We start from the raw sequence: 22,666 nt of genomic DNA, 5'->3' as shown, positions 1-22,666 counted from the left end.
AGTCCACTCGCGTGGTGTAGACCTTATGGGGTCCACATATTGAATGACGAGACAGCAGGGTTTGGGGCAAGAGCAGTGGGTCGTCGTACGGCAGGAACGATCGCGGCGGTCGCCGCGCTGGGCATGACCGCGGTCCTCGGTGGCTGCGGGAGCACCGGATCGTCCGACGTCACCCTGAGACTTGTCGCCGCCGACTACGGCGACTCGGCGGCCAGCAGCTCCAAGAAGTACTGGGACGAACTGGCCAAGGAGTACGAGGCCAAGCACTCCGGCGTGAAGATCGACGTCACCGTGTACTCCTGGAACGACGTCGACCGCAAGGTCAAGGAGATGGTCGCCGCCGGCAAGGCGCCCGACCTCGCGCAGATCGGCGCCTACGCCGACTACGCCGCCGCGGGCAAGTTGTACGACGTCTCCGACCTGCTCTCCATCCCCGTCCAGGCCGACTTCGTCTCCCAGCTCGCCGACGCCGGCCAGTGGAAGCACACGCAGTACGGCATCCCCTTCGCCGCGTCCACGCGCGTGCTCTTCTACAACAAGACCCTCTTCAGCAAGGCCGGCCTCACCCCGCCCACCACCTGGAGCGACCTCGCGTCCGACGCCGGGAAGCTCAAGGCGATGGGCGTGAAGTACCCCTACGCGCTGCCCCTCGGCCCCGAGGAGGCGCAGGCCGAGACCATGCAGTGGCTGCTCAGCGGGGGCGGCGGCTACACCGACGACATCGGCGGCTACTCCCTCGCCTCCACACAGAACGTCGACACCCTCACCTGGCTCAAGGACGACCTCGTCGGCAAGGGCCTGACCGGTCCGGTCGCCCCGGCCAAGCTCAACCGGGCCGACGCGTTCGCCGCCTTCGCCGACGGGCAGGTCGGCATGATCGACGGCCACCCGACGCTGATCCAGCAGGCCGAGAAGAAGGGCGTGAAGTTCGGCACGGTGCCGATGCCGGGGCGGACGTCGCAGACCAAGGCGTCCATGGGCGTCGCCGACTGGATGATGGCCTTCAAGCAGAACGGCCACGCCGAGCAGGTGGGCGACTTCCTCGACTTCGTCTACGGCGAGAAGAACGTCCTCGACTTCTCCCGCCGCTACGGGCTGCTGCCCGTCACCACCTCCGCGTCGAACGTGATGGCCGAGTCGTCCCGGGACAAGGCCCTGCGGCCCTTCCTCACGGAACTCCCCACCTCCGAGCTCTACCCCGTCGGCAAGACCTCCTGGGCGGCGGTCGCCGCCGGCATCAAGAAGGACATCGGCCAGGCGGTCGCCCCCGACGGCAGCCCGGTCGCGATCCTCAGCCGCCTCCAGGCGACGGCCACCTCCGCGGACAGCAGCGCCGTGAACTGAGGCGATGTCGGTGCCCCGCGTTACCGTTCGGGACATGGAACGGGACCAGCTGGGCCGACGCGAACAGGGCATCCTCGCGCTGGAACGCCGGGGCTTCGCGGGCCCCGGCGCCAAGGAACGGGCGATACGCGAGGAACTGGGCCTCGCCCCCGTCCGCTACTACCAGCTCCTCAACGCCCTCCTCGACGACGAACGGGCCCTGGCCCACGACCCGATAACGATCAACCGCCTGCGCCGCGTACGGGAGTCCCGCCGGACGGAACGGTAGCCGCTGCGCGGGGCTTGGCCGGGAGCTCGGCAACCAGTGACCCTGCCCTGGGGCTCCGCCCCAGACCCCGCCATGGGCTGCGCCCCTGGACCCCGGCGTTTCCCACCCACCCACCCATGACGGCCAACTGAGAGGTTGCGCCCCCGGGGCTCCGCCCCGGACCCCGGGGCGGGGACTGCGTCCCCTGCACCCCTGCGGGGCTCCGCCCCGGACCCCGACGGGGCCGGCGTGCGTAGCGCTCCAGGAGTGCATCTGGGGCTGCGTGGATAGGGTCGGTCTATGGGCATCGACATGACGGACTCCACGGACCCGGACAACCCCATGGGCTCACTGCCGACCCCCGTCACCCAAGCGGGGCGGGACGGGCTGCGCGCGCTGCTCGGCCGGCCCCGCTCCGCGGTGATCGGCCTCGACTTCGACGGGACGCTGGCCCCGATCGTCGCGGACCCCGACCAGGCCCGCGCCCACCCGGAGGCCGTCCCCGCGCTCGCCGCCCTCGCCCCGAAGGTGGCCGCCATCGCCGTGGTCACCGGCCGCCCGGCCGGCGTCGCGGTGCGGTACGGCGGCTTCGCGGGCGTACCCGGCCTGGAGCACCTCGTCGTCCTCGGCCACTACGGCGCTGAACGCTGGGACGCCGTCACCGGCACCGTCAACGCCCCCGCCCCGCACCCCGGCGTGACCGCCGTCCGCGCCGAACTGCCGGGCTTCCTCGACCGCATCGGCGCCTGGCGCGGCACCTGGATCGAGGAGAAGGGCCGGGCCGTCGCCGTGCACACCCGCCGCGCCGACGACCCGCAGGCCGCCTTCGAGGCCCTGCGCGAACCCCTCACCGACCTCGCCGCCCGCCACGGCCTGATCGTCGAGCCCGGCCGCATGGTCCTCGAACTCCGCCCGCCCGGCATGGACAAGGGCGTCGCCCTCCTGGAGTACGTCCGTGAGGCCGGTGCCGAGTCCGTCATGTATGCCGGCGACGACCTCGGCGACCTTCCCGCCTTCGCCGCCGTCGACAAACTCCGTTCCGACGGCGTCCCCGGCCTCCTGGTGTGCAGCGGCAGCACGGAGGTGACAGAACTCGCCGAACGCGCGGACCTGGTGGTGGACGGCCCGGAGGGAGTAGTTGCACTGCTGCGGGGGCTCGCGGCGGCGCTGGACTGAGCGAGGGCGACGGAGGGGTGGCGGTCGCGCCTGCTTCTCATGAGCGACCGCGGCGACGTCGTGCTCTACGTCGCCGACCACGTCCTTGACGAGGCGGCGCGGTCGGCAGTGGCGACCGCCGCCCATCCGTCGGCCAAGGCGCCGCAGGCGCCCGTCACGCCTCCAGTGCGTGCAGCTGGTCCAGGAACCACTGGGCCGGCGGCAGCGCCGTGGCCGCGGCGGCGAGCCGCTTGGTGCGTTCCGCGCGTTCGCCGTCCGGCAGGGTGAGCGCCTGGTGGAGGGCCTGGGCCGTGCCCGTGATGTCGTACGGGTTCACGGTGAGCGCGTCCTCGCCCAGTTCCTCGTACGCGCCCGCCTCCCGCGACAGCACCAGCACGCAGCCCGCGTCGGAGACGACCGGGATCTCCTTGGCGACCAGGTTCATGCCGTCCCGGATGGGGTTGACCAGGGCCACGTCGGCCAGCCGGTACGCGGCCAGGGAACGGGCGAAGTCGTCCTTGACGTGGAGGACGACCGGGGTCCAGCCCGGCGTGCCGTACGCGGAGTTGATCTCCTCCGCCACCCGCTGCACCTCGGCCGTGTAGTCGCGGTACACCGCGAGGTCCTGCCGCGAGGGGTAGGCGAAGGCCACGTGCACCACCCGCTCACGCCACTCCGGGTGGTCCTCGAGGAGCTGCCGGTAGGCCAGCAGCCCGCGCACGATGTTCTTGGACAGCTCGGTGCGGTCGACCCGGACGATCGCCTTCCGCGCCCCTCCGCCCGGAGCCGAACCGATCTCCGTCCGCAGCGCCGCCATCCGCTCGGCCACGTCCGGCCGGTGCGCCCGCTCGCGCAGGAAGTCCGCGTCCGCGCCGAGACCGTGCACCCCGATGCGCGTACCGGAGGGAATGCCGGGGCCGAGGACCGAGTGACAGCAGGCGGTGAACGCGTCCGCCCAGCGCTGGGTGAGGAATGCCGCCCGGTCCGCGCCCAGGATCCCGCCGAGCAGCTCGGCCGCGATGTCGTCGGGCAGGAGGCGGAAGTAGTCCGGCGGGGCCCAGGGGGTGTGCGAGAAGTGGCCGATGCGCAGGTCGGGGCGGAGCTGCCGGAGCATCCGGGGGGCCAGGGCCAGGTGGTAGTCCTGGACGACCACCGCCGCGCCCTGCGCCGCCTCCTCGGCCAGGGCTTCCGCGAACGCCCGGTTGTAGGCCTCGTACGACGCCCACTGCCGCCGGAACTCCGCGTCGAAGACCGGCTCCAGTGGCGTCTGGTACAGCATGTGGTGGACGAACCACAGCACCGAGTTCGCGATGCCGTTGTAGGCGTCGGAGAAGACCGTCGCGTCGATGTCGAGCATCCGCACGTGCTGCCCGCCGGTCGCGTCCACGGACAGCCGCCGGCCGCCGTGGGAGCGGCGCACGGCCTCCCGGTCGGCGTCGCTCAGCGCGGCGCACACCCACATCGCGTTCGCGTTCGGCCCGATGGCCGACAGCCCGGAGACCAGCCCGCCACCACCCCGTTTGGCGTGCAGCGAGCCGTCCTCGCGTAGCTCGTACGAAACCGGGCCGCGGTTGGACGCGACCAGCACCTCAGCACCGTGCGTGGAAGCCATGGGTCTCAACCTAGCCCGGCCCGGAAACGCTCAAACGTACGTTCCCTCCCTTGCGGGGTGACAGGGGCGAGATACGGACGGGATACGGACGGGATACGGCCGGAGTCAGGCCACCCGCCGCTCGGCGTACTCCGCGATCTCCACCATCGGCGGCCGCTCCTCCGTGTCCACGGAGAACGTGCGCGGCTCGAAGCCGTCCTCGCCCCGCTCGAACTGGGTGAGGGAGGGCCGGATCAGATGCCCGCGGGCCAGCCGGAGCTGGGCGGTGCGGTAGATGGCGGCCGCCATCCGGCCCAGCGCCTGCCCGTCCTGGTGGCGGTGCTTGCGTACCCCCACGTCCACCTGGGCGAGGGCGTCCAGGCCCACCAGATGCAGCGCGTCGACCAGCATGCCCAGCTCCACCCCGTACCCGACCGGGAAGGGCAGCTGCTCCAGCAGCGAGCGGCGGGCCGCGTACTCACCGCCGAGCGGCTGCACGAAGCCGGCCAGCTGCGGCCAGTGCATGTTCAGCAGCGGGCGCGCCATCAGCTCGGTGACCCGGCCGCCCTGGCCCGCGGCCCTGCCGGAGGCGAGCGAATTCAACTCAGTGCCGAGCGGACGGTCGTACATGCCCTTGACCAGGTCCACGCCCGGGTCGGTCAGCAGCGGACCGACGATCCCCGAGACGAAGTCCGAGGAGAACTCCCTCAGGTCGGCGTCGATGAAACAGACGATGTCCCCGCCCGTGACCAGCAGCGAGCGCCACAGGACCTCGCCCTTGCCGGGCACGGCCGGGATCCGCGGCAGGACGGCGTCGCGGTGGACGACCCGGGCGCCCGCGGCGGCTGCCACCTCGGAGGTGCGGTCGGTGGACCCCGAGTCGACGACGACGATCTCGTCGACGAGCGGGACCTGCTGCATCAGGTCGTGGCGGATGATCGCGACGATGTCGCCGACCGTCTCCTCCTCGTTGAGCGCGGGCAGTACGACACTGACCGACTGGCCCGTGCGCTGCTTGGCAGCCAGGATCTGGTGGAGCGGACGATCGGTCACGGACCAGGAGCGGGTGCTCAGCCAGCGCTCGACTTCTTCCAGCACGGTGGGCGGCTCCTCACAGTTTGTCTCGCGGTTCGGACGACTATCTCAACTGTCCCGGCCTTCGGTTACAGTCTTGAACAACGCGGATGACCATCGCATGTCCGAGGTCACTGTCGTTCACAACCGCATACCGCTCATCCAGAGGGGCAGAGGGACACGGCCCGATGAAGCCCCGGCAACCCTCCAGTCGGTTCTCGTAGATCAGTGTTGATCGTTCCGCGAGGCTCCCGGCTAGGGAAGGTGCCAAATCCGTCTCACGGCGAGATGCGTCGTGAGGAAGATGAGGAGAAAGGGCCTCGCCTCACATGGCTGTGCAGACTGTTGCAAGCACCACTGACTCCACCGTAGACCTTGGCCCCGCCGCGGCTCTGAGCTGTCGCGAGTGCGGCCACCGGGTGCCGCTCGGACCGGTCTTCGCCTGCGAGGAGTGTTTCGGCCCGCTCGAGATCGCCTACGACTTCTCGTCCTACGACACCGAGGAGCTCCGCAGGCGTATCGAGGCGGGCCCCGCGAACATCTGGCGCTACGCCCCGCTGCTGCCGGTCCCGGCCGACGTGGCGGAGAAGCCGAACATCAACCCCGGCTGGACCGCGCTCGTCAAGGCCGACAACCTCGCCCGTGAGCTGGGCGTGACCGGCGGTCTCTATGTCAAGGACGACTCCGGCAACCCGACGCACTCCTTCAAGGACCGCGTGGTCGCCCAGGCGCTGGAGGCGGCGCGCGCCTTCGGTTTCACCACCCTCTCCTGCTCCTCCACCGGCAACCTGGCCGGCGCGGTGGGCGCCGCGGCGGCCCGCGCCGGCTTCCGTTCCTGCGTGTTCATCCCGCACGACCTGGAGCAGGGCAAGGTCGTCATGGCCGCGGTCTACGGCGGCGAGCTCGTCGGCATCGAGGGCAACTACGACGACGTGAACCGCTTCTGCTCCGAGCTGATCGGCGATCCGGCGGGCGAGGGCTGGGGCTTCGTCAACGTCAACCTGCGGCCGTACTACGCGGAGGGGTCCAAGACCCTGGCGTACGAGATCTGCGAGCAGCTCGGCTGGCGGCTGCCGGACCAGATCGTCGTGCCGATCGCCTCCGGCTCCCAGCTCACCAAGATCGACAAGGGTCTCCAGGAGCTGATCAAGCTCGGTCTCGTCGAGGACAAGCCGTACAAGATCTTCGGCGCCCAGGCCGAGGGCTGCTCGCCGGTGTCCACCGCGTACAAGGCCGGTCACGACGTCGTACGCCCGCAGAAGCCGAACACCATCGCCAAGTCCCTCGCCATCGGCAACCCGGCGGACGGGCCGTACGTCCTCGACATCGCGCGCCGCACGGGCGGCGCGGTGGAGGACGTGACGGACGAGCAGGTGGTGGACGCCATCAAGCTGCTGGCCCGCACGGAGGGCATCTTCGCGGAGACCGCGGGCGGCGTGACGGTGGGCGTCACGCAGAAGCTGATCAAGGGCGGCGTCCTCGACCCGACCAAGACGACCGTCGTCCTCAACACGGGCGACGGCCTCAAGACCCTGGACGCGGTGGCAGGCACCGGCCTGACCGCCACGATCCGTCCTAACCTCGATTCGTTCCGACAGGCCGGCCTCGCGTAGACGTTCTGACTGCGGGCCGGCGAGGGCCGGCCGCGCCCTCGCGGCGGCAGCCGCGTCTCAGAACAGCCCCGCGCGCCCAGCCCCGCTTACCCGACCGGAGGTCACACCGCATGAGCGTCACCGTCCGCATCCCGACCATCCTGCGCACCTACACGGGCGGCCAGGCCGAGGTCAAGGCCGAGGGTGCGACCCTCGCCGACGTCATCTCCGACCTGGAGAAGAACCACACCGGTATCGCCGCCCGCGTCCTGGACGACCAGGGCAAGCTGCGCCGCTTCGTCAATGTGTACGTCAACGACGACGACGTGCGTTTTGAGCAGGGTCTGGAAACGGCGACCCCGGACGGCGCGGGCGTCTCCATCATTCCGGCCGTCGCCGGCGGCTGACGCGGTCGGCGCGGCTGACAGAATGACAGATCATTACCGTCGGTAACACCGGTTACCGAGTGTTCATCGAATTGCCCCCTCCGTGAGAGAAGCGGAGGGGGCAATTCAGTGTGATTGAGCGCGGTACAGTTGGGGAACGCGCTCCAGAACCCCGGGTCGAGAACCCCGGATTCGCACCGCACACCCGACAAGAAGTAGCCAAACTGTGCGTGCCTTTTGAGCCTTATGAGCCTTTTATGGGGTCCGACTTGCCCTGAATTCAGCCGAATTTTTGGCAGATTCCCGACCGCACCCGTCCAGATTTCTCGTCCGATTGACCTGTTGCAGACGGCAGTTGGACAGATACATTCAGCCGCGGTCGACGCGTTCCGGCGCACGCCCCCAATCCTTGGGGGGTGAGGTCTGACCCGGATCCGCGAGGTGTGGATCTGTGCAAGGGCCAGTAATAGGGGAGTTAGGCATGGCTCAGGGCACCGTCAAGTGGTTCAACGCGGAGAAGGGGTACGGCTTCATCGCGGTCGACGGTGGTGCGGATGTTTTCGTCCACTACAGCGCGATCCAGATGGACGGTTACCGCACCCTGGAAGAGGGTCAGCGGGTCGATTTCGAGATCTCGCAGGGCCAGAAGGGGCCGCAGGCGGACATGGTTCGGCTCGCGACCAGCTGAAGCACGCGCCGACTGACAGCGACGTTCTTCTGTACATCTTCGAAGGGCTCGTACCCCCCGGGGTACGAGCCCTTCGGCCTGCCCGGACGCCGTGGCGGCCCGCTGTTCACCTGGGGATCCGCTCGAGCCGCTTGCACTCGGCATGGGCGAGTGCTAATCATTGGCGTTAGCACTCTGAAGGTGAGAGTGACAACGAAGGACCGGGTCGGTGAGGCCCGCAGGCCAAGTGGGGCAAGGAACCACGGGGTCCGCGAGCCGTCCGTCGCGGGCGCGGGCGCGGTCCGAAGGAATCACCCCCAGTCCTGGAGGGACCACTTCACATGGCCAAGATCATCGCGTTCGACGAGGAGGCGCGGCGCGGCCTCGAGCGCGGCATGAACCAGCTCGCGGACGCCGTGAAGGTGACGCTCGGCCCCAAGGGCCGCAACGTCGTCCTCGAGAAGAAGTGGGGCGCCCCCACGATCACCAACGATGGTGTCTCCATCGCCAAGGAGATCGAGCTCGAGGACCCGTACGAGAAGATCGGCGCCGAGCTGGTCAAGGAAGTCGCCAAGAAGACGGACGACGTCGCCGGTGACGGTACGACCACCGCGACCGTTCTCGCCCAGGCCCTGGTCAAGGAGGGCCTGCGCAACGTAGCCGCCGGCGCCAACCCGATGGCCCTCAAGCGCGGTATCGAGAAGGCCGTCGAGGCCGTCTCCGCCGCCCTGCTGGAGCAGGCGAAGGACGTCGAGACCAAGGAGCAGATCGCTTCCACGGCCTCCATCTCCGCCGCCGACACCCAGATCGGCGAGCTCATCGCCGAGGCCATGGACAAGGTCGGCAAGGAAGGCGTCATCACCGTCGAGGAGTCCCAGACCTTCGGTCTGGAGCTGGAACTCACCGAGGGTATGCGCTTCGACAAGGGCTACATCTCGGCGTACTTCGCCACCGACATGGAGCGTATGGAGGCCGTCCTCGACGACCCGTACATCCTGATCGCCAACTCCAAGATCTCCTCGGTCAAGGACCTGCTCCCGCTCCTGGAGAAGGTCATGCAGTCGGGCAAGCCGCTGCTGATCATCGCCGAGGACGTCGAGGGCGAGGCCCTGTCGACCCTGGTCGTCAACAAGATCCGCGGCACCTTCAAGTCCGTCGCCGTCAAGGCCCCGGGCTTCGGCGACCGCCGCAAGGCCATGCTCGGCGACATCGCCATCCTCACGGGCGGCGAGGTCATCTCCGAGGAGGTCGGGCTCAAGCTGGAGAACGCCACCCTCGACCTGCTGGGCAAGGCCCGCAAGGTGGTCATCACCAAGGACGAGACCACCATCGTCGACGGCGCCGGCTCCTCCGACCAGGTCAACGGCCGCGTCAACCAGATCCGCGCCGAGATCGAGAACAGCGACTCCGACTACGACCGCGAGAAGCTCCAGGAGCGCCTGGCCAAGCTCGCGGGCGGCGTGGCCGTCATCAAGGCCGGTGCCGCCACCGAGGTCGAGCTCAAGGAGCGCAAGCACCGCATCGAGGACGCCGTCCGCAACGCCAAGGCGGCCGTCGAGGAGGGCATCGTCGCCGGTGGTGGCGTGGCCCTGCTCCAGGCCTCCCAGGTCTTCGAGAAGCTGGAGCTCGAGGGTGACGAGGCGACCGGCGCCAACGCCGTGAAGCTCGCGCTGGAGGCCCCGCTGAAGCAGATCGCCGTCAACGCCGGCCTCGAGGGCGGTGTCGTGGTGGAGAAGGTGCGCAACCTGACCCCGGGCCACGGCCTGAACGCCGCGACCGGCGAGTACGTCGACCTGGTCAAGGAAGGCATCATCGACCCGGCGAAGGTGACCCGTTCGGCTCTTCAGAACGCCGCCTCCATCGCCGCGCTGTTCCTCACCACCGAGGCCGTCATCGCCGACAAGCCGGAGAAGGCCGCCGCGCCCGCCGGTGGCGGTATGCCGGGCGGTGACATGGACTTCTGATCGGCCGGTTCCGGTTGATCTGCGTCCTTACCGAGGGCGGTATCTCCTGCTGACGCGGGGGGTACCGCCCTCGGGCGTGTCAGAGGCCCGCCCCGGCGGGGAGCGGTGTCCGCGTTCAGGTACTGCGGCCGACTCTCAGGGCGTGGTGTTCCCACACCACCGTGTAGGTCACGAAGCGGCTTCCCGGCGGTCTTCCCGGGAAACTACGCAGACCGGCGGGTGCGTGCGCTATGTCCATTTTGCTGTCGCTTCGGTGGGTCGAGGCTGACTGTCAGTCGGCGTAGTCCTTGAGTTCCTCAGTGTCGAGGGTGACGTCCACGGGGGAGGGGAGAACGACGGTGGTTCCCCACGGGGAGGAGCCGATCTGCTGGTAGCGGCCGTCCTTGGGTTCCCTGTAGGTGGGAGGGCGGGTTGAGACCCGCCACCCATTCCGAACAAAGAGGGCTCGGGGCTCGGCGCCCGAAGCTCAGGGCCTGGTGTCCTTGAGGTTTTCGACGAACGCCGACCATGACTCCGCCCGGAACACGAGCTTCGGGCCGAGGGGGTTCTTGGAGTCGCGGACGGGGATGGCGGTGGGGTGGCCGTCCGCGACTTCGAGGCACTCGTTGCCACCTCCGCCGCTGTAGCTCGACTTGCGCCAGGAGGCCGTGCTCAGGTCGTGGTCAGGGGTGTTCCTCATGGGCGTAATCCTGCGCCACCGCCTCGATCAGGGCTAGGGACTTCTCCGGAGAGAGCGCCGAGGCCGTGAGGAGGTCAAAGGTGAACCTCAGCTTGGCGACGGTGGCCGGGTCGTCCTCCAGTCGTCCGGTGCTGGGCCCCTCGAAGTAGACCAGCGGAGGAGCGTCCTCGAAGTCCATCAGTCTCATCGAGCCCTCCATCGCTTTGTGCGCTCCTGCGCTGAACGGCAGGACCTGCACGATGACCCGACTCCGGCGGGCCAGGCCTGCGACGTGGCGCAGCACCTCCGCCATCACCGCCCGGCCACCGGTCTCCCGGCGCAACACCGCCTCGTCAAGCACCAGCCACAACAAGGGCTTTGTTGGGTGGTTCAGCAGACGGGTTCGCGCCATCCGGCCCTCTACCCACTCGTCGATGGTTTCCTCCGGCGCAGTCGGGTCGTACGCGCGGTTCACAGCCCGTGCGTACGCGGGCGTCTGGACCAGGCCGGGGATCAGCATCGGCGCGTACTGGCGGATCGCTGTGGACAGCGCTTCCGCCTCCGCCGCCTCGGCGAAGTGTTCGGGATAGCGGGACTTGTTCGCCGCCCCGCAGTTCCGCTGGAAGAAGTCGCCCGTCCCCAACGCCTCGTCCAGCATCCGCGCGAACTCCGGCCGAATCCGCCGCGTCCCCGCCTCCAACTGCCCGATGAACGCCCCGCTCACGAACAGCTGGTGGCCCAACTGCTCCTGGCTCAGCCCCTTCCGTTCGCGAAGATGGCGTAACTCGGCCCCCAGTAAGGCTCGCGGCGACGACGACGGGTCGAGGTCTTTAGGTCCCGGCATGGTGCCTCCTGGTCCTACAGACGAGGTTGTTGGAGCGCCGTGTCTGGCCAGGCTAGAGCGACAGCGACCACGCTGTGTGGTGAACGTGAACACTCAGCGTGGAGGGATCGGCGCAATGGAGACGAAGGAAACGACGGCGGACGAACGGCCCGCCCGGTCCGCCGAGGAGGCTGTCGAGCGGCTGCGTGCCGCCCTGCACGAGGTGGGCATCATCCTGCCGTCGCTGCGGATCGACCCGGTGACCGGCGCCCACGGCGACCCGTACGCGCTGGTCGACCTCGGCCGGTGCAACCTGGGTGTGGCCTCTCGGCTGGCCGCCGCCCTGCGCGTGCGGAGCGCCGACGCGTGAGCCGTACGCCCGCGTACGCCGTGGACGGGCGGGACGGCCGGATCGGTGAAGTGATGGGCCGGGTGGGTGGGTACGTGCAGCTGCGGCTGGTGGGCGGTGGGCGCGAGTGGGACTGCCCGCCCGACGAACTGGCGGAGGCGGCGCCGGCCGATGTGCTGCGGGAGCGGGTGCGGCGGCTGAACCGGGATGCCCGCTCCCGCGCACAGGTCGAGCTGTCCTGACGCCCGGGCGTGTGCTGGATCACATGGTGGCGCGCCGGTTGGGAGGAATGCGTGACACGGAGCGGAGAGTTCTTTAAGGCAGTGCAACAATGCGTGTGCACATACCTGCCGGTTTACCCCGCAACTCACGAGGAGTTCCCCACGTGACCGTCACGCCCCCCGCCTCCCGCGCGGCCCAGATCCTCTCCCGGCCGACGACGATCAACGGCCTGACCGTCCCGAACCGCATCGCGATGGCGCCGATGACCCGCATGTTCTCCCCGGGCGGCGTCCCCGGCGAGGACGTGCTGTCGTACTACGCCCGCCGCGCCGCCGCCGGGGTGGGTCTGATCGTCACCGAGGGGACGTACGTCGGCCACGAGTCGGCGGGCAGCAGCGACCGCGTCCCCCGGTTCCACGGCGAGGAGCAGCTCACGGGCTGGCAGAAGGTGGCCGAGGCGGTGCACGAGGCGGGCGGCACCATCGTCCCGCAGCTGTGGCACATCGGCACGGTCCGCAACCAGGGCGACCAGCCCTACCCGGACGCCCCCTCCCTCGGCCCCTCCGGTCTGCGCGTCAACGGCACCGCCGACGCCACGACCATGACTCAGCGGGACGTGGACGACGTCATCGGCGCCTTCGCCCAGGCCGCCGCCGACGCCGAGCGCATCGGCTTCGACGGCGTGGAGATCCACGGCGCCCACGGCTACCTCGTCGACCAGTTCCTGTGGGCGGGCACCAACCGCCGCACCGACGCCTACGGCGGCGACCCCGTGGCCCGCACGAAGTTCGCGGCCGAGATCGTCGCCGCCGTCCGCGAGAAGGTCTCCCCGGACTTCCCCGTCATCTTCCGCTACTCGCAGTGGAAGCAGGAGGCCTACGACGCCCGGCTCGCCGAGACCCCCGAGGAGCTGGAGGCCATCCTCACCCCGCTCGCCGCGGCCGGCGTGGACGCCTTCCACGCCTCCACCCGTCGCTACTGGCTCCCGGAGTTCGAGGGCTCGGACCTCAACCTCGCGGGCTGGACGAAGAAGCTCACCGGCAAGCAGGTCATCAGCGTCGGCTCGGTCGGCCTCGACGGCGACTTCATCAAGGCCTTCCAGGGCGAGGGCTCCGCGGTCAAGGGCATCGACGACCTCCTCGACCGCATCGAGGCCGACGAGTTCGACATGGTCGCCATCGGCCGTGCGCTGCTCCAGGACCCCGAGTGGGCGGCGAAGGTCCTCGCGGGCCGCTTCGACGAGCTCAAGCCGTACGACGCGGCCGCACTCAAGACGCTGAGCTGATCGCCAACTCGCCTGTAACGTCCGGGAGATGAGGATCCTTCATCTCTCGGACACCCATCTGGAGCGCACCGATGCCCCCAACGCCCACGGCGTGCCCGCCACCGAGTCCCTGCGGCTGATGCTCGCCGAACTGCGCCACCAGCGGGACATCGACGCGATCGTCGTCAGCGGAGACCTCGCCGACGACGGTGCGGTGGAGGCGTACACGACCGTACGGGAGCTGCTGGGCGAGTTCGCCCGGATCTGGAACGCGCCGGTCTTCCACACCACCGGCAACCACGACGAGCGCGAGGCGTTCGCCAAGGTGCTCGGCAGCGGGCACCTGACGGCGGACGGCACCGACCGGGCCGAGTCTGTGCTGGAGTCCACGGAAGGGGAACGGGCGGCCGTGAGCACCGTCGGCGGCCACCGCTTCGTCACGCTGGACTCCCTGGTCCCCGGCAAGGTCTACGGCAGGCTCGGCGCCGCCCAGCTCGACTGGCTCCGCGAGGTCCTGCGGACGCCCGCCGAGCGGGGCACGGTGCTGGCCTTCCACCATCCGCCGATCTCCCTGGACGAGCCGGCGATGCGAGCCTTCGGTCTGCTCGACCCGGCCGGTCTGGCCGACGCCGTCCGGGACACGGACGTCCGGGTGATTCTCACCGGCCACTTCCACCTCCAGCTCTTCGGCTTCCTGGAGCGGACACCGGTCTGGGTCACCCCCGGCGTCGTCAACCGCGTCGACCTGACGACCGCCCCCGGCACCGAACGGGCGGTGCGCGGCGCGTCGGCCTCGCTGGTGGAACTCGGCGGACCGGCGAGCCCGATGTTCCACACCTTCCACGCACGCGACCCCCGGGCGCACGAGACGGTGTACCAACTGGACGAGCAGCAGATGCGAGACTTCATCGACCGGCACGCCGCCACAGACCGGTCCGCGGACCAGTGAGGAGCGAGGATGACGACCACTGAGTCCCGCGAGGTGACGCCCCCTGCCACGGCCGGGCCCGTCGTACGCACCACCGCCGGTGCCGTGCGCGGGCGCCATGAGCAGGGACTGGCGGTCTTCCGGGGTATCCCGTTCGCCGAACCCCCGGTGGGCGGGGCGCGATTCGCGGCGCCGCGCCCGCCGAAGCCCTGGGACGGAACCCGTGAGGCGTACGCGTTCGGGCCGCCGCCTCCGCAGGAGCCGGGGTTCCAGGGCCGTACCGTCGTCCCCGGCGCACCCCAGGGCGACGACTGGCTGACCGTCAACGTCTGGACCCCCGAGGCCGATCCGGCCGCCGCCCGCCCGGTCATGGTGTGGATCTACGGCGGCGCCTACAAACTGGGCCACGCGGGCAGCCCCGGCTACGACGCCCAGCGCATCGCGCGCGACGGCGACGTGGTCGTGGTCACCTTCAACTACCGCCTGGGGATGGAGGGCTTCGCGCTGCTGGACGGCGCCCCCGCCAACCGGGGCCTCCTCGACCAGGTGGCGGCCCTGGAGTGGGTACGGGAGAACATCACGGCGTTCGGCGGCGACCCCGGCCAGGTCACCGTCATGGGCGAGTCCGCCGGGGCCGGCTCCGTGGCGGCGCTGCTGGCGATGCCGAGGGCGAAGGGACTCTTCCGGCGGGCGATCGCACAGAGCCTGCCCGGCACGTACTTCTCCGACGCCCTCGCGCGCGACATCGGCACCGCCCTCGCGGCGGAGGCGGGCCTGCGCCCCACGGCCGCCGACCTGTCGACGGCCGACCCGCACGAACTGACGTACGCGGGGCGCGAGCTGGGCGCGAAGATGAACCAGTACCTGGACCGCTGGGGCCAGGCCGCACCCACGATGACCCCCTTCGCGCCGGTGGTCGACGGCGAGGTGCTGCCGACCACGCCCTGGCAGGCGCTGGCGTCCGGAGCGGCCCGGGACGTCGACCTGGTCACCGGCCACAACCGAGACGAGTTCCGCCTCTTCCTCGCCCTCGGCGGCGCGACCGGCCGGATCACCGGCGACGGGGCGACCTCCGCGCTGCGCCTGTACGCACCGGGCGGCGAGACGGGCGAACGCGCCTACCGCTCGGCCTTCCCCCAGGCCGCACCCTCCGAGCTGTACGAACGCGTCCAGACCGACTGGCTGTTCGCCATCCCGTCCCTCCGCCTGGCCGAGGCCCAGCGGGCGGGCGGCGGCCGGTCGTACTTCTACGAACTCACCTACTCGGCCCCGGCCGACGGCGGCGCCCTGGGCGCCTGCCACTACCTGGACGTCCCCCTGCTGTTCGGCAATTTCAAGGCCGACCTCGGCATCCTGCTCTTCGCCGGCGCGGACGTCCCGCCGGAGGCGCTGGCCCTGTCGGCCCGGATCCGCCGGTCGTGGACGGCGTTCGCGCGGACGGGTGACCCGGGCTGGCCGGAGTACGACGACGAGCGGCGCCTGGTGCAGGTCCTGGACGCCGAGCCGGCGGTGACGTCGTACCCGGAGGAGGCGAGCCGCCGGATCTGGGAGGGGTACGAGTTCGCCGAGCTGCCGCTGCCCGGCTGAGGCGGGGCGGGCGGGCTACAAATTGCCCAGGGGCTCGATGTCCACCTGCACCGGGGTGCCCCACACCCGCAGCACCTCGTAGTCGGTGAACTCGTGCACGAGCCGGTACGCCATCGCGGGCCGGGAGCCGCGCCGCGCGGCGGCGAGGTAGAGCTCGGCCTCGCGCCGGTCCCGCCTCGGCGTACCGCACAGCTGCCACTCCCTGCCGTTCCACAGCTCCGGCAGCCAGCGCTGCTGGGGCTGTGGACGGTCGGCGCGCACCCCGTAACGGGAGGAGGCCGGGGAGGCCGCGTCCGCAGGCTGCGGCCGGCCGCCGCCGAACTCGGACCGCCGGGCGGCCCGCCGCCGGGTCTCGCACAGCAGACACAGATCCGGGGCGCTCTCGTCGACGGGGCCGGCGGGGTGCTCGGCGCACCGCGTGGTCGTGGCGGCGCCCGTGACGCTCTCCTCCAGCAGATCCAGCGCCCGCCGCAGATCGGCCTTCACCTCGTGCAGCCTGGCGTCCGGCGTGTCGGTGGTCAGCGCCTCCCCGTGCTCGCCGAGCACCCGCAGGGCACGGCCGAGGGCGGTGAGCTGGGCGTGGTTCATGGGTACGCCTCTCCATCGGCTCGACCGCGCGGCGGACGCCGACGGCCACCGCCGACTATAGGAACCTCCGGTCACCGGCCGGCCTGACGGCCACGTACGTCGCCAGGAAACCCACCGCGTACCCGGTCAGCAGACCGCCCGCGTAGATCGCCGCCGTCAGGGCCGGGCTCCTGTTCCCCGCGAGCAGCGGGAACAGGGCCCAGCCCGACGGCCCGATCGCCGTCGCCCCGACCCGGTCGCCCAGCATCGCGAAGAACCCGACGAAGCCCCCGCCCGCCGCCCCGCCCACGCAGGCGGTCAGGAACGGCCGGCCCAGGGGGAGCGAGACGCCGTAGATGAGGGGTTCGCCGACGCCCAGCAGGCCCGCCGGGAGCGCCGATCTGATCGTCGTGCGCAGCGAGGTGTCGTGGCGCAGGCGGACGTACACCGCCAGGGCCGCGCCCACCTGCCCGGCGCCCGCCATGGCGAGGATGGGCAGCAGGACCGTGTAGCCCTGCTGTTCGATGAGGGTGGTGTGGATGGGGATCAGGGCCTGGTGCAGGCCGAGCATCACGAGGGGCAGGAACAGACCGCCGAGGACCAGCCCGGCGAACGCGCCGGTCGTCGTCAGCAGCCAGTCGGCCGCCGTGCCGATCGCCGACGACACGGCGCCGGCCGCGTACATGAGCCCGTAGAGCGTCACCAGTCCGGCGACCAGCACGGTCACGGTCGGGGTCAGCAGCACGTCGAGGGCGCCCGGCACCCGTCCCCGGCACCACCTCTCCACATACGTCGCCAGCAGCGCCGCCGCCAGCGCGCCGAGCACCCCGCCCTGACCGGGTGCCAGGTGCACACCGAACGCGGTCACCTTCGCCACCCCCGGGTACACCACCACTGCCGCCACCGCACCGCCGAGGACCGGCGTGCCCCCGAACTCCTTCGCCGTCTGGTAGCCGACGAACACCGCGATGAGCGCCATGAACGCGGAGGCGATGGCGGCGAGGGCGGGGGTCAGGCCCGGCAGCCAGCCGGCGTTCGTCAGCAGTCCGACCAGACCGGCGAGGACTCCGCAGCCGATCAGCGCCGGGATGAGCGGGACGAAGACGTTCGCGATCCGGCGCAGGGCGGCCTTGGCCGGGGTCGCGTTGCGCTGCCGTCGCCGCTCCCGCAACCCGGCTCCCAGCAGGGCCAGTTCCTCGGCGGTCGTGCGGGGTGCCAGCAGCGCCTCGAACCGCGCCGCGACCTCCGTCACGGCTCCCGGGCCCAGCACGATCTGGTACGTGTCGTCGTCCACCACACCGAGGACGCCGGGCAGCGCCCGCAACGCCTCCTCGTCCACCAGCGACCGGTCGGCCAGCCCCAGCCGCAGCCGGGTCACGCAGTGGGCGACGGAGGTGACGTTCGCGGGGCCGCCGACCAGGGGGAGGAGGGCGACGGCGGTCTCGTTCGAGGTCTGCACACCCCGAGCGTGCGGTCAGCCGGCCGCCGTCGCCAGCGCGGCGCGCAGATGGCCGCCGGACTCCTCCAGAAGGCGGGCGGCCGTCGGGCCGTCGACGCCGGCCAGGAGGACCAGGATCGCGTTCTTCACCTCGCCGCCGGTCTGCGTGAGCGCCTTCTCGATCTCCTCGTCCGCCGCCCCCGTCGCCAGCGCGACGATACGGCGTGAGCGGGCCCGCAGCTTGTCGTTCGAGGCCCGTACGTCGACCATCAGGTTCCCGTACGTCTTGCCCAGCCGGATCATCGTGATCGTCGACAGCATGTTCAGGACCAGCTTCTGGGCGGTGCCCGCCTTCAGGCGCGTGGAGCCGGTGATCAGCTCGGGGCCGACGACGACCTCGATGCCGTGGTCGGCGGCCGCCGCGAGCGCGCTGTCCCGGTTGCAGGACAGACCGATGGTCAGCGCGCCCTGGGCGCGGGCGTGTTCCACGGCACCGATCGCGTACGGGGTGCGGCCGGAGGCGGAGACGCCGACCACCGTGTCCTCGGGGGTCAGCTTGAGCGCGTCCAGGTCCCGGTGCGCCAGCTCCTCGGAGTCCTCCGCGCCCTCCACGGAGGTCACCATGGCGTCCGGGCCGCCCGCGATCAGGCCGACGACCCGGTCGGGGTCGGTGTTGAAGGTCGGCGGGCACTCGGAGGCGTCCAGCACGCCGAGCCGTCCGGCGGTGCCCGCGCCCGCGTACACCAGCCGGCCGCCGCGCCGCATGCGCTCGGCGACGGCGTCGATCGCGGCCGCGATCCGCGGGAGCTGCTCGGCGACGGCGGTGGGCACGGCGGTGTCCTCGCCGTTCATCAGGCGGGCGATCTCGAGGGTGGGCAGTCGGTCGATCTCGGCGAGCTCCGGGCGGAAGGCCTCGGTGGTCAGGGACGCCAACTGGGCGCGCAGGTCATGGGGGCGGGAGGTGGAGGTCATGAGGGCAGCTCTTTCCAGTGCGGGTCAGTGCAGCTTCCCTGGGTCTATCGTGATCCACTCCGGTGCCTGTGAGCCAGCGCCTCGTACGAAGCGGCCAGCGCCGGCGCCGCCGTCTCGTAGGTCCGCTGGGCGACACCGACGAACAGACAGTCCACCACGAGGAGCTGACCGGTCCGGGACGACATGGCCGCCGGCCGCAGTTCGCTCTCCCGCGCGGTCGACGTGGTCAGCACGTGGTCGGCGTACTGGGTGACCGCGCTGTCCGGGCGTCCGGTGACGGCGACGGTGGTCGCCCCGCGTTCGAACGCGACCCGCAGCGGCTCTATGACGTCGCCCGTCGAACCGGAGTGCGTGATCGCGATCGCCACGTCCCCCGCCCGCAGCTGCACGGCGTTGGTCACGGCGAGATGGGGATCGCTGTGCGCGTGGGCTATGAGCCCTATCCGCAGCAGCTTCTGGGTGAGGTCCTGCGCGACGAGCCCCGACGCGCCTATCCCGTACACATCGGTCCGCCGGGCCCCGGCGAGCGCGGTCACGGCAGCGCCCAGCTGCACGGTGTCGAGTCCGGCGGCGGTGTCGGCGAGGGTCTGCTGCTCGTCGTAGGCGAGCTTGGCCACGACGTCGGCGATCGGGTCGTCGACCGCGATGTCGGTGGTGATGGCGGGCGCGCGCCCGGACTGCTGCTGGGCGGCGAGGCCGGCCAGCGCGAGGCGCAGGTCGCGGTAACCCGGATAGCCGAGCAGACGGGCAGTACGTACGACCGTGGCCTCGCTGGTGCCGGTGAGCTCGGCGAGGCCGGTGACCGTGAGGGCCGCGCAGCCCGCCGGGTCGCTCGCGACGGCCTCGGCGACGCGCTGCATGGAGCGGGTCATCGACGGGGCGAGCGTGCGGACCTTGGCGGCCAGGGCTCCCCCGAAAATTTCCTTCACGTCCTGGGTCACCCATGAAAGATATTTTCGGCTCGGTGTCCCGGTCAAGAGTGCGCACAATGGGTTCATGGACCCCATCAGCCCCCTGGAGCAGGCCCTGCATGCCGCCCGCGCCCTCGTGCTGGCCGACCTGGTCGCCGGTGACGTGGCCGAGGCGGACGTCGTCTCGCTGGTCGAGGAGTCCGTCGTGCAGCGGCGATGGTGGGTCGAACAGTGGCCGGAGGGGGCGAGCTACGTGGCCGGGCTGGTCGCGCAGGACGTGCAGGACGCGCTCCTGGACCGGTACGGGCGCTGGCCGCTGTGCCCGGTGTGCGGCCACGGCGACCCGCACGCGCTGGACATCGAGCCGGCGCTGGGGCCGGACCCGCACTGGGTGTGCCACAAGGCGGGCGTGAAGGTCGCCGCGGTGGGGGCGCTGGGATCGGCGACGGGCGGGGAGACGCCCTCGTGAGGCTCCCGTGACGGTCTACATCGACCCGCCGACCTGGCCCGGGCACGGGCGCATGTGGTCGCACCTGGTGAGCGACGTCTCGTACGACGAGCTGCACACCTTCGCCGCGGAACTGGGTGTGCCCCGGCGGGCCTTCGAGCGCGACCACTACGACATCCCCTCCCACCGGTACGCGGACGCCGTACGGGCCGGAGCGGTGGAGGTCGGCAGCCGCGAGGTGGTGCGGCTGCTGCACAAGTCCGGGCTGCGCAGGCGCAAGTACCGCCAGGCGTAGGCGGCCGGGGACCGGGCCTAGGCCCGGCGGAGATACAGCTGGAGCACGCTGTCCATGTCGTCCCGCTCGCGGGCCGTCCGCTCCTCCTCCACGGTCGCCCGGTCGTAACCGGACCGGGTGACCACGGCCTGGGAGGGGAGGTTGTCCCCGTCGACGGTGGCCATCAGCAGCCGTACGTCGTCCCGGGCGAGCGCCCACTCCGACAGGGCGCGCAGGGCTTCGGTGGCGTAGCCCTGGCCGCGGGCGGCCTCGACGAGGTCGTACCCGACCTCCGCGCGGCCCTCCTCGTCCGGGGCGCCGTGGAAACCCATGCCGCCGACCGCGCGGCCGTCCTCCCGGCGGACGAGCGCGAAGAGCCCGAACTCCGGCCGGTGCACGCCCGATTCGTACGCCTTGACCACCATCCCGGCGGCCTCTCGCGTGCCCTGGAACGGTCCGCCGTCCAGCCACTCGAAGCCGCCGTCGCCGCCCAGCCGCAGGTCGCGGGCGGCGGCGGGCCGGACGCCGACCAGGGTGAGGCGTTCGGTGGGGATGACCAGGTTGTTGCGCCAGCGCCATTCGGTGACCGGGGCGCGGCCGGGCAGCTCGCCCCGGCCGGTGGCCCACAGCAGGGTCGGCCAGGCGGACGGGCCGGGCTGGACGTGCGGGAAGAGCCAGGTCAGGACGGACTCGGCCAGCTCCTCGGACGGCTCGTAAGCGAGCCCCAGGCCCTGGGTGATGTCATGCGTGTGCAGCAGCACCTCGGCGATGCCCATCGCGGCGAAGCCCTCGCGGTCGGCGCTGCCGAAGGGGTAGGGGTGGAAGCCGCGGACTTCGCGCGGGGCGGTACCGACGGCGGCGGCGAGCAGGGCTCCGGTCGTCTCGATGACGTGGAGCAGGCCCGCGTTGTCGGTGCCCTCGTCGAGGGTCAGCTCGAAGGGTACGTAGGCGTCCTGGGCGCGCCCCGCCAGGTTGGCGGCGTACGCGACGAGGTCGTCGGCGACGTGGACCGCCGTCTGACGGCAGCTCCACTCCAGCCCCGCGGCCTTCACGCCTTCCCAGTCCCGCTCCACCGCCGGCCGCAACGCCGCCACGCAGCCCGCGACGGCCTCTTCCACCTGATCCCCACCTATGGCACGCATGGGCCGCACACTAGGCGGGCCGGGCCGCTCAGGTCGACAGCATTTCCAGCTCGCCGGCGAGGTTGTAGCGGGCCGTCGCCTCCCACTTCTCCTGCCCGTACGGCGTCCTGAACAGCCGGGGCAGTTCCAGGAGGTGGCGCAGGATCGCGGCCCGCCCCGTGCGGAAGGCGTCGTTCGGCACGAAGTGGTACTCCTCGCGGACGGCGGCGGTGTACGCGGCGTACGCGGAGGGCGGCGCGGCGAGGACCGCCAGGTCGGCGTCGCACAGCACCTGGCCGTCGCGGTCGTCGTCGCCGGGGTCGTGCGTGACGGTGAGCCGGACCAGCCGGGCGACCTCGGCGGTCTTCCCCTCCGGGACTCCGGCCTCGGGGAGCGCGCGCTCGGCGAGCCGGGCCGACCGCTCCTCGTTCTCGGAGCGGTCGGGGAGGTAGACGGCGTCGTGGAACCAGGCGGCCAGGCGTACGACGTCCGGGTCGCCCGCGTACTCCTCCAGTACGTCGACGTGGTCGAGGACCGCGGTGAGGTGCGTGAGCGTGTGGTAGTGGCGTTGCGGCTCCTGCCAGCGGGCCAGCAGGTTGTCGGCGTACGGCACCGGCTCGGGGCCGCCGCCGGATCCGCGGGCTCCCTCCAGGGCACGGGCGAAACGGGCACGCAGGACGTCGAGATCGGCCATGGACTCATTCTCCCGCGTCGGCCCTCGGGGCCGTGGGGACGGGTGCCGGGGCGAACGCCTGTCCGGGCCCTGGGGGTATCGCCCCCGCCGCCCCTACCCTCTCCCGTCCCCAGGGGCTCCGCCCCTTCGACCCCGCCGGGGCTGCGCCCCCCTGCACCCCTCGCGGGGCTGCGCCCCTGCCACCCCGCCGGGGCTGCGCCCCTGCCACCCCGCGGGGCCGCGCTTCCCTGCACCCCCGCGGGGCCGCGCCCCTGCACCTCTGCGGGGCTGCACCCCTCGGGGGGCCGTGCCCCCGCACCCGCCGGGGGCCGCGGTGCTGGGGGGAGTGGGTGGACGCGGGTGGTGTCCGCGAGGCGGGGGCGGTGTGCTCCGGTGGCGGGCTGCCGTACG

24 protein-coding genes and 1 riboswitch are annotated in these 22,666 nt (G+C 71.4%); of the genes, 14 read left to right on the top strand and 10 right to left on the bottom strand.

Going from position 1 to position 22,666, the window contains the following annotated elements:
- Positions 1-75 precede the first annotated feature (75 nt).
- From ACWGJM_RS01760 to otsB, 3 genes are all read left to right on the top strand, one after another.
- Complete coding sequence (locus ACWGJM_RS01760; RefSeq protein ID WP_453409673.1) at positions 76-1,344, top strand: ABC transporter substrate-binding protein; 1,269 nt, start codon at positions 76-78, stop codon at positions 1,342-1,344.
- Between the two features lie 34 nt (positions 1,345-1,378).
- On the top strand, positions 1,379-1,612 hold the full coding sequence (locus ACWGJM_RS01755; RefSeq protein WP_453409672.1) for a DUF3263 domain-containing protein: 234 nt from the start codon (positions 1,379-1,381) through the stop codon (positions 1,610-1,612).
- A 279-nt stretch (positions 1,613-1,891) separates the two neighbouring features.
- Positions 1,892-2,767: a trehalose-phosphatase gene (gene otsB / locus ACWGJM_RS01750; protein WP_453409671.1), complete on the top strand. Its 876-nt coding sequence runs from the start codon at positions 1,892-1,894 to the stop codon at positions 2,765-2,767.
- Between the two features lie 154 nt (positions 2,768-2,921).
- Here otsB and ACWGJM_RS01745 read toward each other — a convergent pair whose 3' ends face one another.
- Entirely contained in the window at positions 2,922-4,358 is a 1,437-nt protein-coding gene (locus ACWGJM_RS01745) for an alpha,alpha-trehalose-phosphate synthase (UDP-forming) (RefSeq protein WP_453409670.1), read from the bottom strand.
- Positions 4,359-4,463: 105 nt separating this feature from the next.
- Positions 4,464-5,435, bottom strand: a complete 972-nt coding sequence (locus ACWGJM_RS01740; RefSeq protein ID WP_453409669.1) for a glucosyl-3-phosphoglycerate synthase — start codon at positions 5,433-5,435, stop codon at positions 4,464-4,466.
- A 131-nt stretch (positions 5,436-5,566) separates the two neighbouring features.
- Positions 5,567-5,722, top strand: a riboswitch (SAM riboswitch).
- 18 nt (positions 5,723-5,740) lie between these two features.
- Between ACWGJM_RS01740 and thrC the strand changes: the two genes are divergently transcribed.
- The 4 genes from thrC (at position 5,741) to groL (ending at position 10,020) form a co-directional block, all read left to right on the top strand.
- Positions 5,741-7,024 carry a threonine synthase gene (gene thrC, locus ACWGJM_RS01735; RefSeq protein ID WP_453409668.1) on the top strand — a complete coding sequence of 428 codons (1,284 nt, stop codon included), beginning with the start codon at positions 5,741-5,743 and terminating at the stop codon, positions 7,022-7,024.
- Positions 7,025-7,134: 110 nt separating this feature from the next.
- On the top strand, positions 7,135-7,410 hold the full coding sequence (locus ACWGJM_RS01730) for a ubiquitin-like small modifier protein 1 (RefSeq protein ID WP_453409667.1): 276 nt from the start codon (positions 7,135-7,137) through the stop codon (positions 7,408-7,410).
- Between the two features lie 460 nt (positions 7,411-7,870).
- A complete protein-coding gene (locus ACWGJM_RS01725) occupies positions 7,871-8,077 on the top strand; it encodes a cold-shock protein (RefSeq protein WP_019057200.1) in 207 nt (68 codons plus the stop codon).
- A 320-nt stretch (positions 8,078-8,397) separates the two neighbouring features.
- A complete protein-coding gene (gene groL, locus ACWGJM_RS01720) occupies positions 8,398-10,020 on the top strand; it encodes a chaperonin GroEL (RefSeq protein WP_453409666.1) in 1,623 nt (540 codons plus the stop codon).
- 466 nt (positions 10,021-10,486) lie between these two features.
- Here the strand turns inward: groL and ACWGJM_RS01715 are convergent, their stop codons facing one another.
- On the bottom strand, positions 10,487-10,699 hold the full coding sequence (locus ACWGJM_RS01715; protein ID WP_453409665.1) for a DUF397 domain-containing protein: 213 nt from the start codon (positions 10,697-10,699) through the stop codon (positions 10,487-10,489).
- The gene (locus ACWGJM_RS01710) at positions 10,683-11,522 is read right to left on the bottom strand and encodes a helix-turn-helix domain-containing protein (RefSeq protein ID WP_453409664.1); all 840 of its coding nucleotides are present in this window, start codon (positions 11,520-11,522) and stop codon (positions 10,683-10,685) included. Before ACWGJM_RS01710 ends, ACWGJM_RS01715 begins: the two co-directional genes overlap by 17 nt.
- 115 nt (positions 11,523-11,637) lie before the next feature.
- Here ACWGJM_RS01710 and ACWGJM_RS01705 point away from each other — a divergent pair, with 115 nt between their 5' ends.
- From ACWGJM_RS01705 to ACWGJM_RS01685, 5 genes are all read left to right on the top strand, one after another.
- A complete protein-coding gene (locus ACWGJM_RS01705; protein ID WP_453409663.1) occupies positions 11,638-11,871 on the top strand; it encodes a hypothetical protein in 234 nt (77 codons plus the stop codon).
- Entirely contained in the window at positions 11,868-12,092 is a 225-nt protein-coding gene (locus ACWGJM_RS01700; protein ID WP_453409845.1) for a hypothetical protein, read from the top strand. The genes ACWGJM_RS01705 and ACWGJM_RS01700 overlap by 4 nt, the downstream gene beginning before the upstream one ends.
- Positions 12,093-12,235: 143 nt before the next feature.
- Positions 12,236-13,357: an NADH:flavin oxidoreductase gene (locus tag ACWGJM_RS01695; RefSeq protein WP_453409662.1), complete on the top strand. Its 1,122-nt coding sequence runs from the start codon at positions 12,236-12,238 to the stop codon at positions 13,355-13,357.
- 28 nt (positions 13,358-13,385) lie between these two features.
- Positions 13,386-14,285, top strand: coding sequence for a metallophosphoesterase family protein (locus ACWGJM_RS01690; protein WP_453409661.1), 900 nt, complete (start codon positions 13,386-13,388; stop codon positions 14,283-14,285).
- 9 nt (positions 14,286-14,294) lie between these two features.
- Positions 14,295-15,851 carry a carboxylesterase/lipase family protein gene (locus ACWGJM_RS01685; protein WP_453409660.1) on the top strand — a complete coding sequence of 519 codons (1,557 nt, stop codon included), beginning with the start codon at positions 14,295-14,297 and terminating at the stop codon, positions 15,849-15,851.
- A gap of 15 nt (positions 15,852-15,866) precedes the next feature.
- Here the strand turns inward: ACWGJM_RS01685 and ACWGJM_RS01680 are convergent, their stop codons facing one another.
- The 4 genes from ACWGJM_RS01680 to ACWGJM_RS01665 are packed head-to-tail and all read right to left on the bottom strand — an operon-like array spanning position 15,867 to position 19,769.
- Positions 15,867-16,439, bottom strand: coding sequence for a hypothetical protein (locus ACWGJM_RS01680; RefSeq protein WP_453409659.1), 573 nt, complete (start codon positions 16,437-16,439; stop codon positions 15,867-15,869).
- A 55-nt stretch (positions 16,440-16,494) separates the two neighbouring features.
- The gene (locus ACWGJM_RS01675) at positions 16,495-17,877 is read right to left on the bottom strand and encodes a PTS transporter subunit EIIC (protein WP_453409658.1); all 1,383 of its coding nucleotides are present in this window, start codon (positions 17,875-17,877) and stop codon (positions 16,495-16,497) included.
- 15 nt (positions 17,878-17,892) lie between these two features.
- On the bottom strand, positions 17,893-18,828 hold the full coding sequence (murQ, locus tag ACWGJM_RS01670; RefSeq protein ID WP_453409657.1) for an N-acetylmuramic acid 6-phosphate etherase: 936 nt from the start codon (positions 18,826-18,828) through the stop codon (positions 17,893-17,895).
- Positions 18,829-18,872: 44 nt separating this feature from the next.
- Entirely contained in the window at positions 18,873-19,769 is an 897-nt protein-coding gene (locus tag ACWGJM_RS01665) for a MurR/RpiR family transcriptional regulator (RefSeq protein ID WP_390739497.1), read from the bottom strand.
- 55 nt (positions 19,770-19,824) lie between these two features.
- Between ACWGJM_RS01665 and ACWGJM_RS01660 the strand changes: the two genes are divergently transcribed.
- Entirely contained in the window at positions 19,825-20,208 is a 384-nt protein-coding gene (locus ACWGJM_RS01660) for a hypothetical protein (RefSeq protein WP_453409656.1), read from the top strand.
- Between the two features lie 7 nt (positions 20,209-20,215).
- A complete protein-coding gene (locus ACWGJM_RS01655; protein WP_453409655.1) occupies positions 20,216-20,482 on the top strand; it encodes a DUF4031 domain-containing protein in 267 nt (88 codons plus the stop codon).
- Positions 20,483-20,499: 17 nt separating this feature from the next.
- Here the strand turns inward: ACWGJM_RS01655 and ACWGJM_RS01650 are convergent, their stop codons facing one another.
- On the bottom strand, positions 20,500-21,603 hold the full coding sequence (locus ACWGJM_RS01650; RefSeq protein ID WP_453409654.1) for a GNAT family N-acetyltransferase: 1,104 nt from the start codon (positions 21,601-21,603) through the stop codon (positions 20,500-20,502).
- A 28-nt stretch (positions 21,604-21,631) separates the two neighbouring features.
- The gene (locus ACWGJM_RS01645; RefSeq protein ID WP_453409653.1) at positions 21,632-22,276 is read right to left on the bottom strand and encodes an HD domain-containing protein; all 645 of its coding nucleotides are present in this window, start codon (positions 22,274-22,276) and stop codon (positions 21,632-21,634) included.
- Positions 22,277-22,666 lie beyond the last annotated feature (390 nt).

The organism is Streptomyces sp. NPDC054834 (genome assembly GCF_053611185.1).
Note: the sequence above shows the minus strand (reverse complement) of the source record. Positions and strands in the feature narration are given on the sequence as shown.

Excerpts from the sequence above, each read along its gene's own strand:
- ACWGJM_RS01745 (WP_453409670.1), bottom strand. The coding sequence starts at position 4,358 with ATGGCTTCCACGCACGGTGCTGAGGTGCTGGTCGCGTCCAACCGCGGC.
- ACWGJM_RS01755 (WP_453409672.1), top strand. The coding sequence starts at position 1,379 with ATGGAACGGGACCAGCTGGGCCGACGCGAACAGGGCATCCTCGCGCTG.
- thrC (WP_453409668.1), top strand. The coding sequence starts at position 5,741 with ATGGCTGTGCAGACTGTTGCAAGCACCACTGACTCCACCGTAGACCTT.
- ACWGJM_RS01660 (WP_453409656.1), top strand. The coding sequence starts at position 19,825 with ATGGACCCCATCAGCCCCCTGGAGCAGGCCCTGCATGCCGCCCGCGCC.
- ACWGJM_RS01680 (WP_453409659.1), bottom strand. The coding sequence starts at position 16,439 with ATGAACCACGCCCAGCTCACCGCCCTCGGCCGTGCCCTGCGGGTGCTC.
- ACWGJM_RS01725 (WP_019057200.1), top strand. The coding sequence starts at position 7,871 with ATGGCTCAGGGCACCGTCAAGTGGTTCAACGCGGAGAAGGGGTACGGC.
- ACWGJM_RS01705 (WP_453409663.1), top strand. The coding sequence starts at position 11,638 with ATGGAGACGAAGGAAACGACGGCGGACGAACGGCCCGCCCGGTCCGCC.
- groL (WP_453409666.1), top strand. The coding sequence starts at position 8,398 with ATGGCCAAGATCATCGCGTTCGACGAGGAGGCGCGGCGCGGCCTCGAG.
- ACWGJM_RS01710 (WP_453409664.1), bottom strand. The coding sequence starts at position 11,522 with ATGCCGGGACCTAAAGACCTCGACCCGTCGTCGTCGCCGCGAGCCTTA.
- ACWGJM_RS01650 (WP_453409654.1), bottom strand. The coding sequence starts at position 21,603 with ATGCGTGCCATAGGTGGGGATCAGGTGGAAGAGGCCGTCGCGGGCTGC.
- ACWGJM_RS01730 (WP_453409667.1), top strand. The coding sequence starts at position 7,135 with ATGAGCGTCACCGTCCGCATCCCGACCATCCTGCGCACCTACACGGGC.
- ACWGJM_RS01715 (WP_453409665.1), bottom strand. The coding sequence starts at position 10,699 with ATGAGGAACACCCCTGACCACGACCTGAGCACGGCCTCCTGGCGCAAG.
- ACWGJM_RS01690 (WP_453409661.1), top strand. The coding sequence starts at position 13,386 with ATGAGGATCCTTCATCTCTCGGACACCCATCTGGAGCGCACCGATGCC.
- murQ (WP_453409657.1), bottom strand. The coding sequence starts at position 18,828 with ATGACCTCCACCTCCCGCCCCCATGACCTGCGCGCCCAGTTGGCGTCC.
- otsB (WP_453409671.1), top strand. The coding sequence starts at position 1,892 with ATGGGCATCGACATGACGGACTCCACGGACCCGGACAACCCCATGGGC.
- ACWGJM_RS01645 (WP_453409653.1), bottom strand. The coding sequence starts at position 22,276 with ATGGCCGATCTCGACGTCCTGCGTGCCCGTTTCGCCCGTGCCCTGGAG.
- ACWGJM_RS01685 (WP_453409660.1), top strand. The coding sequence starts at position 14,295 with ATGACGACCACTGAGTCCCGCGAGGTGACGCCCCCTGCCACGGCCGGG.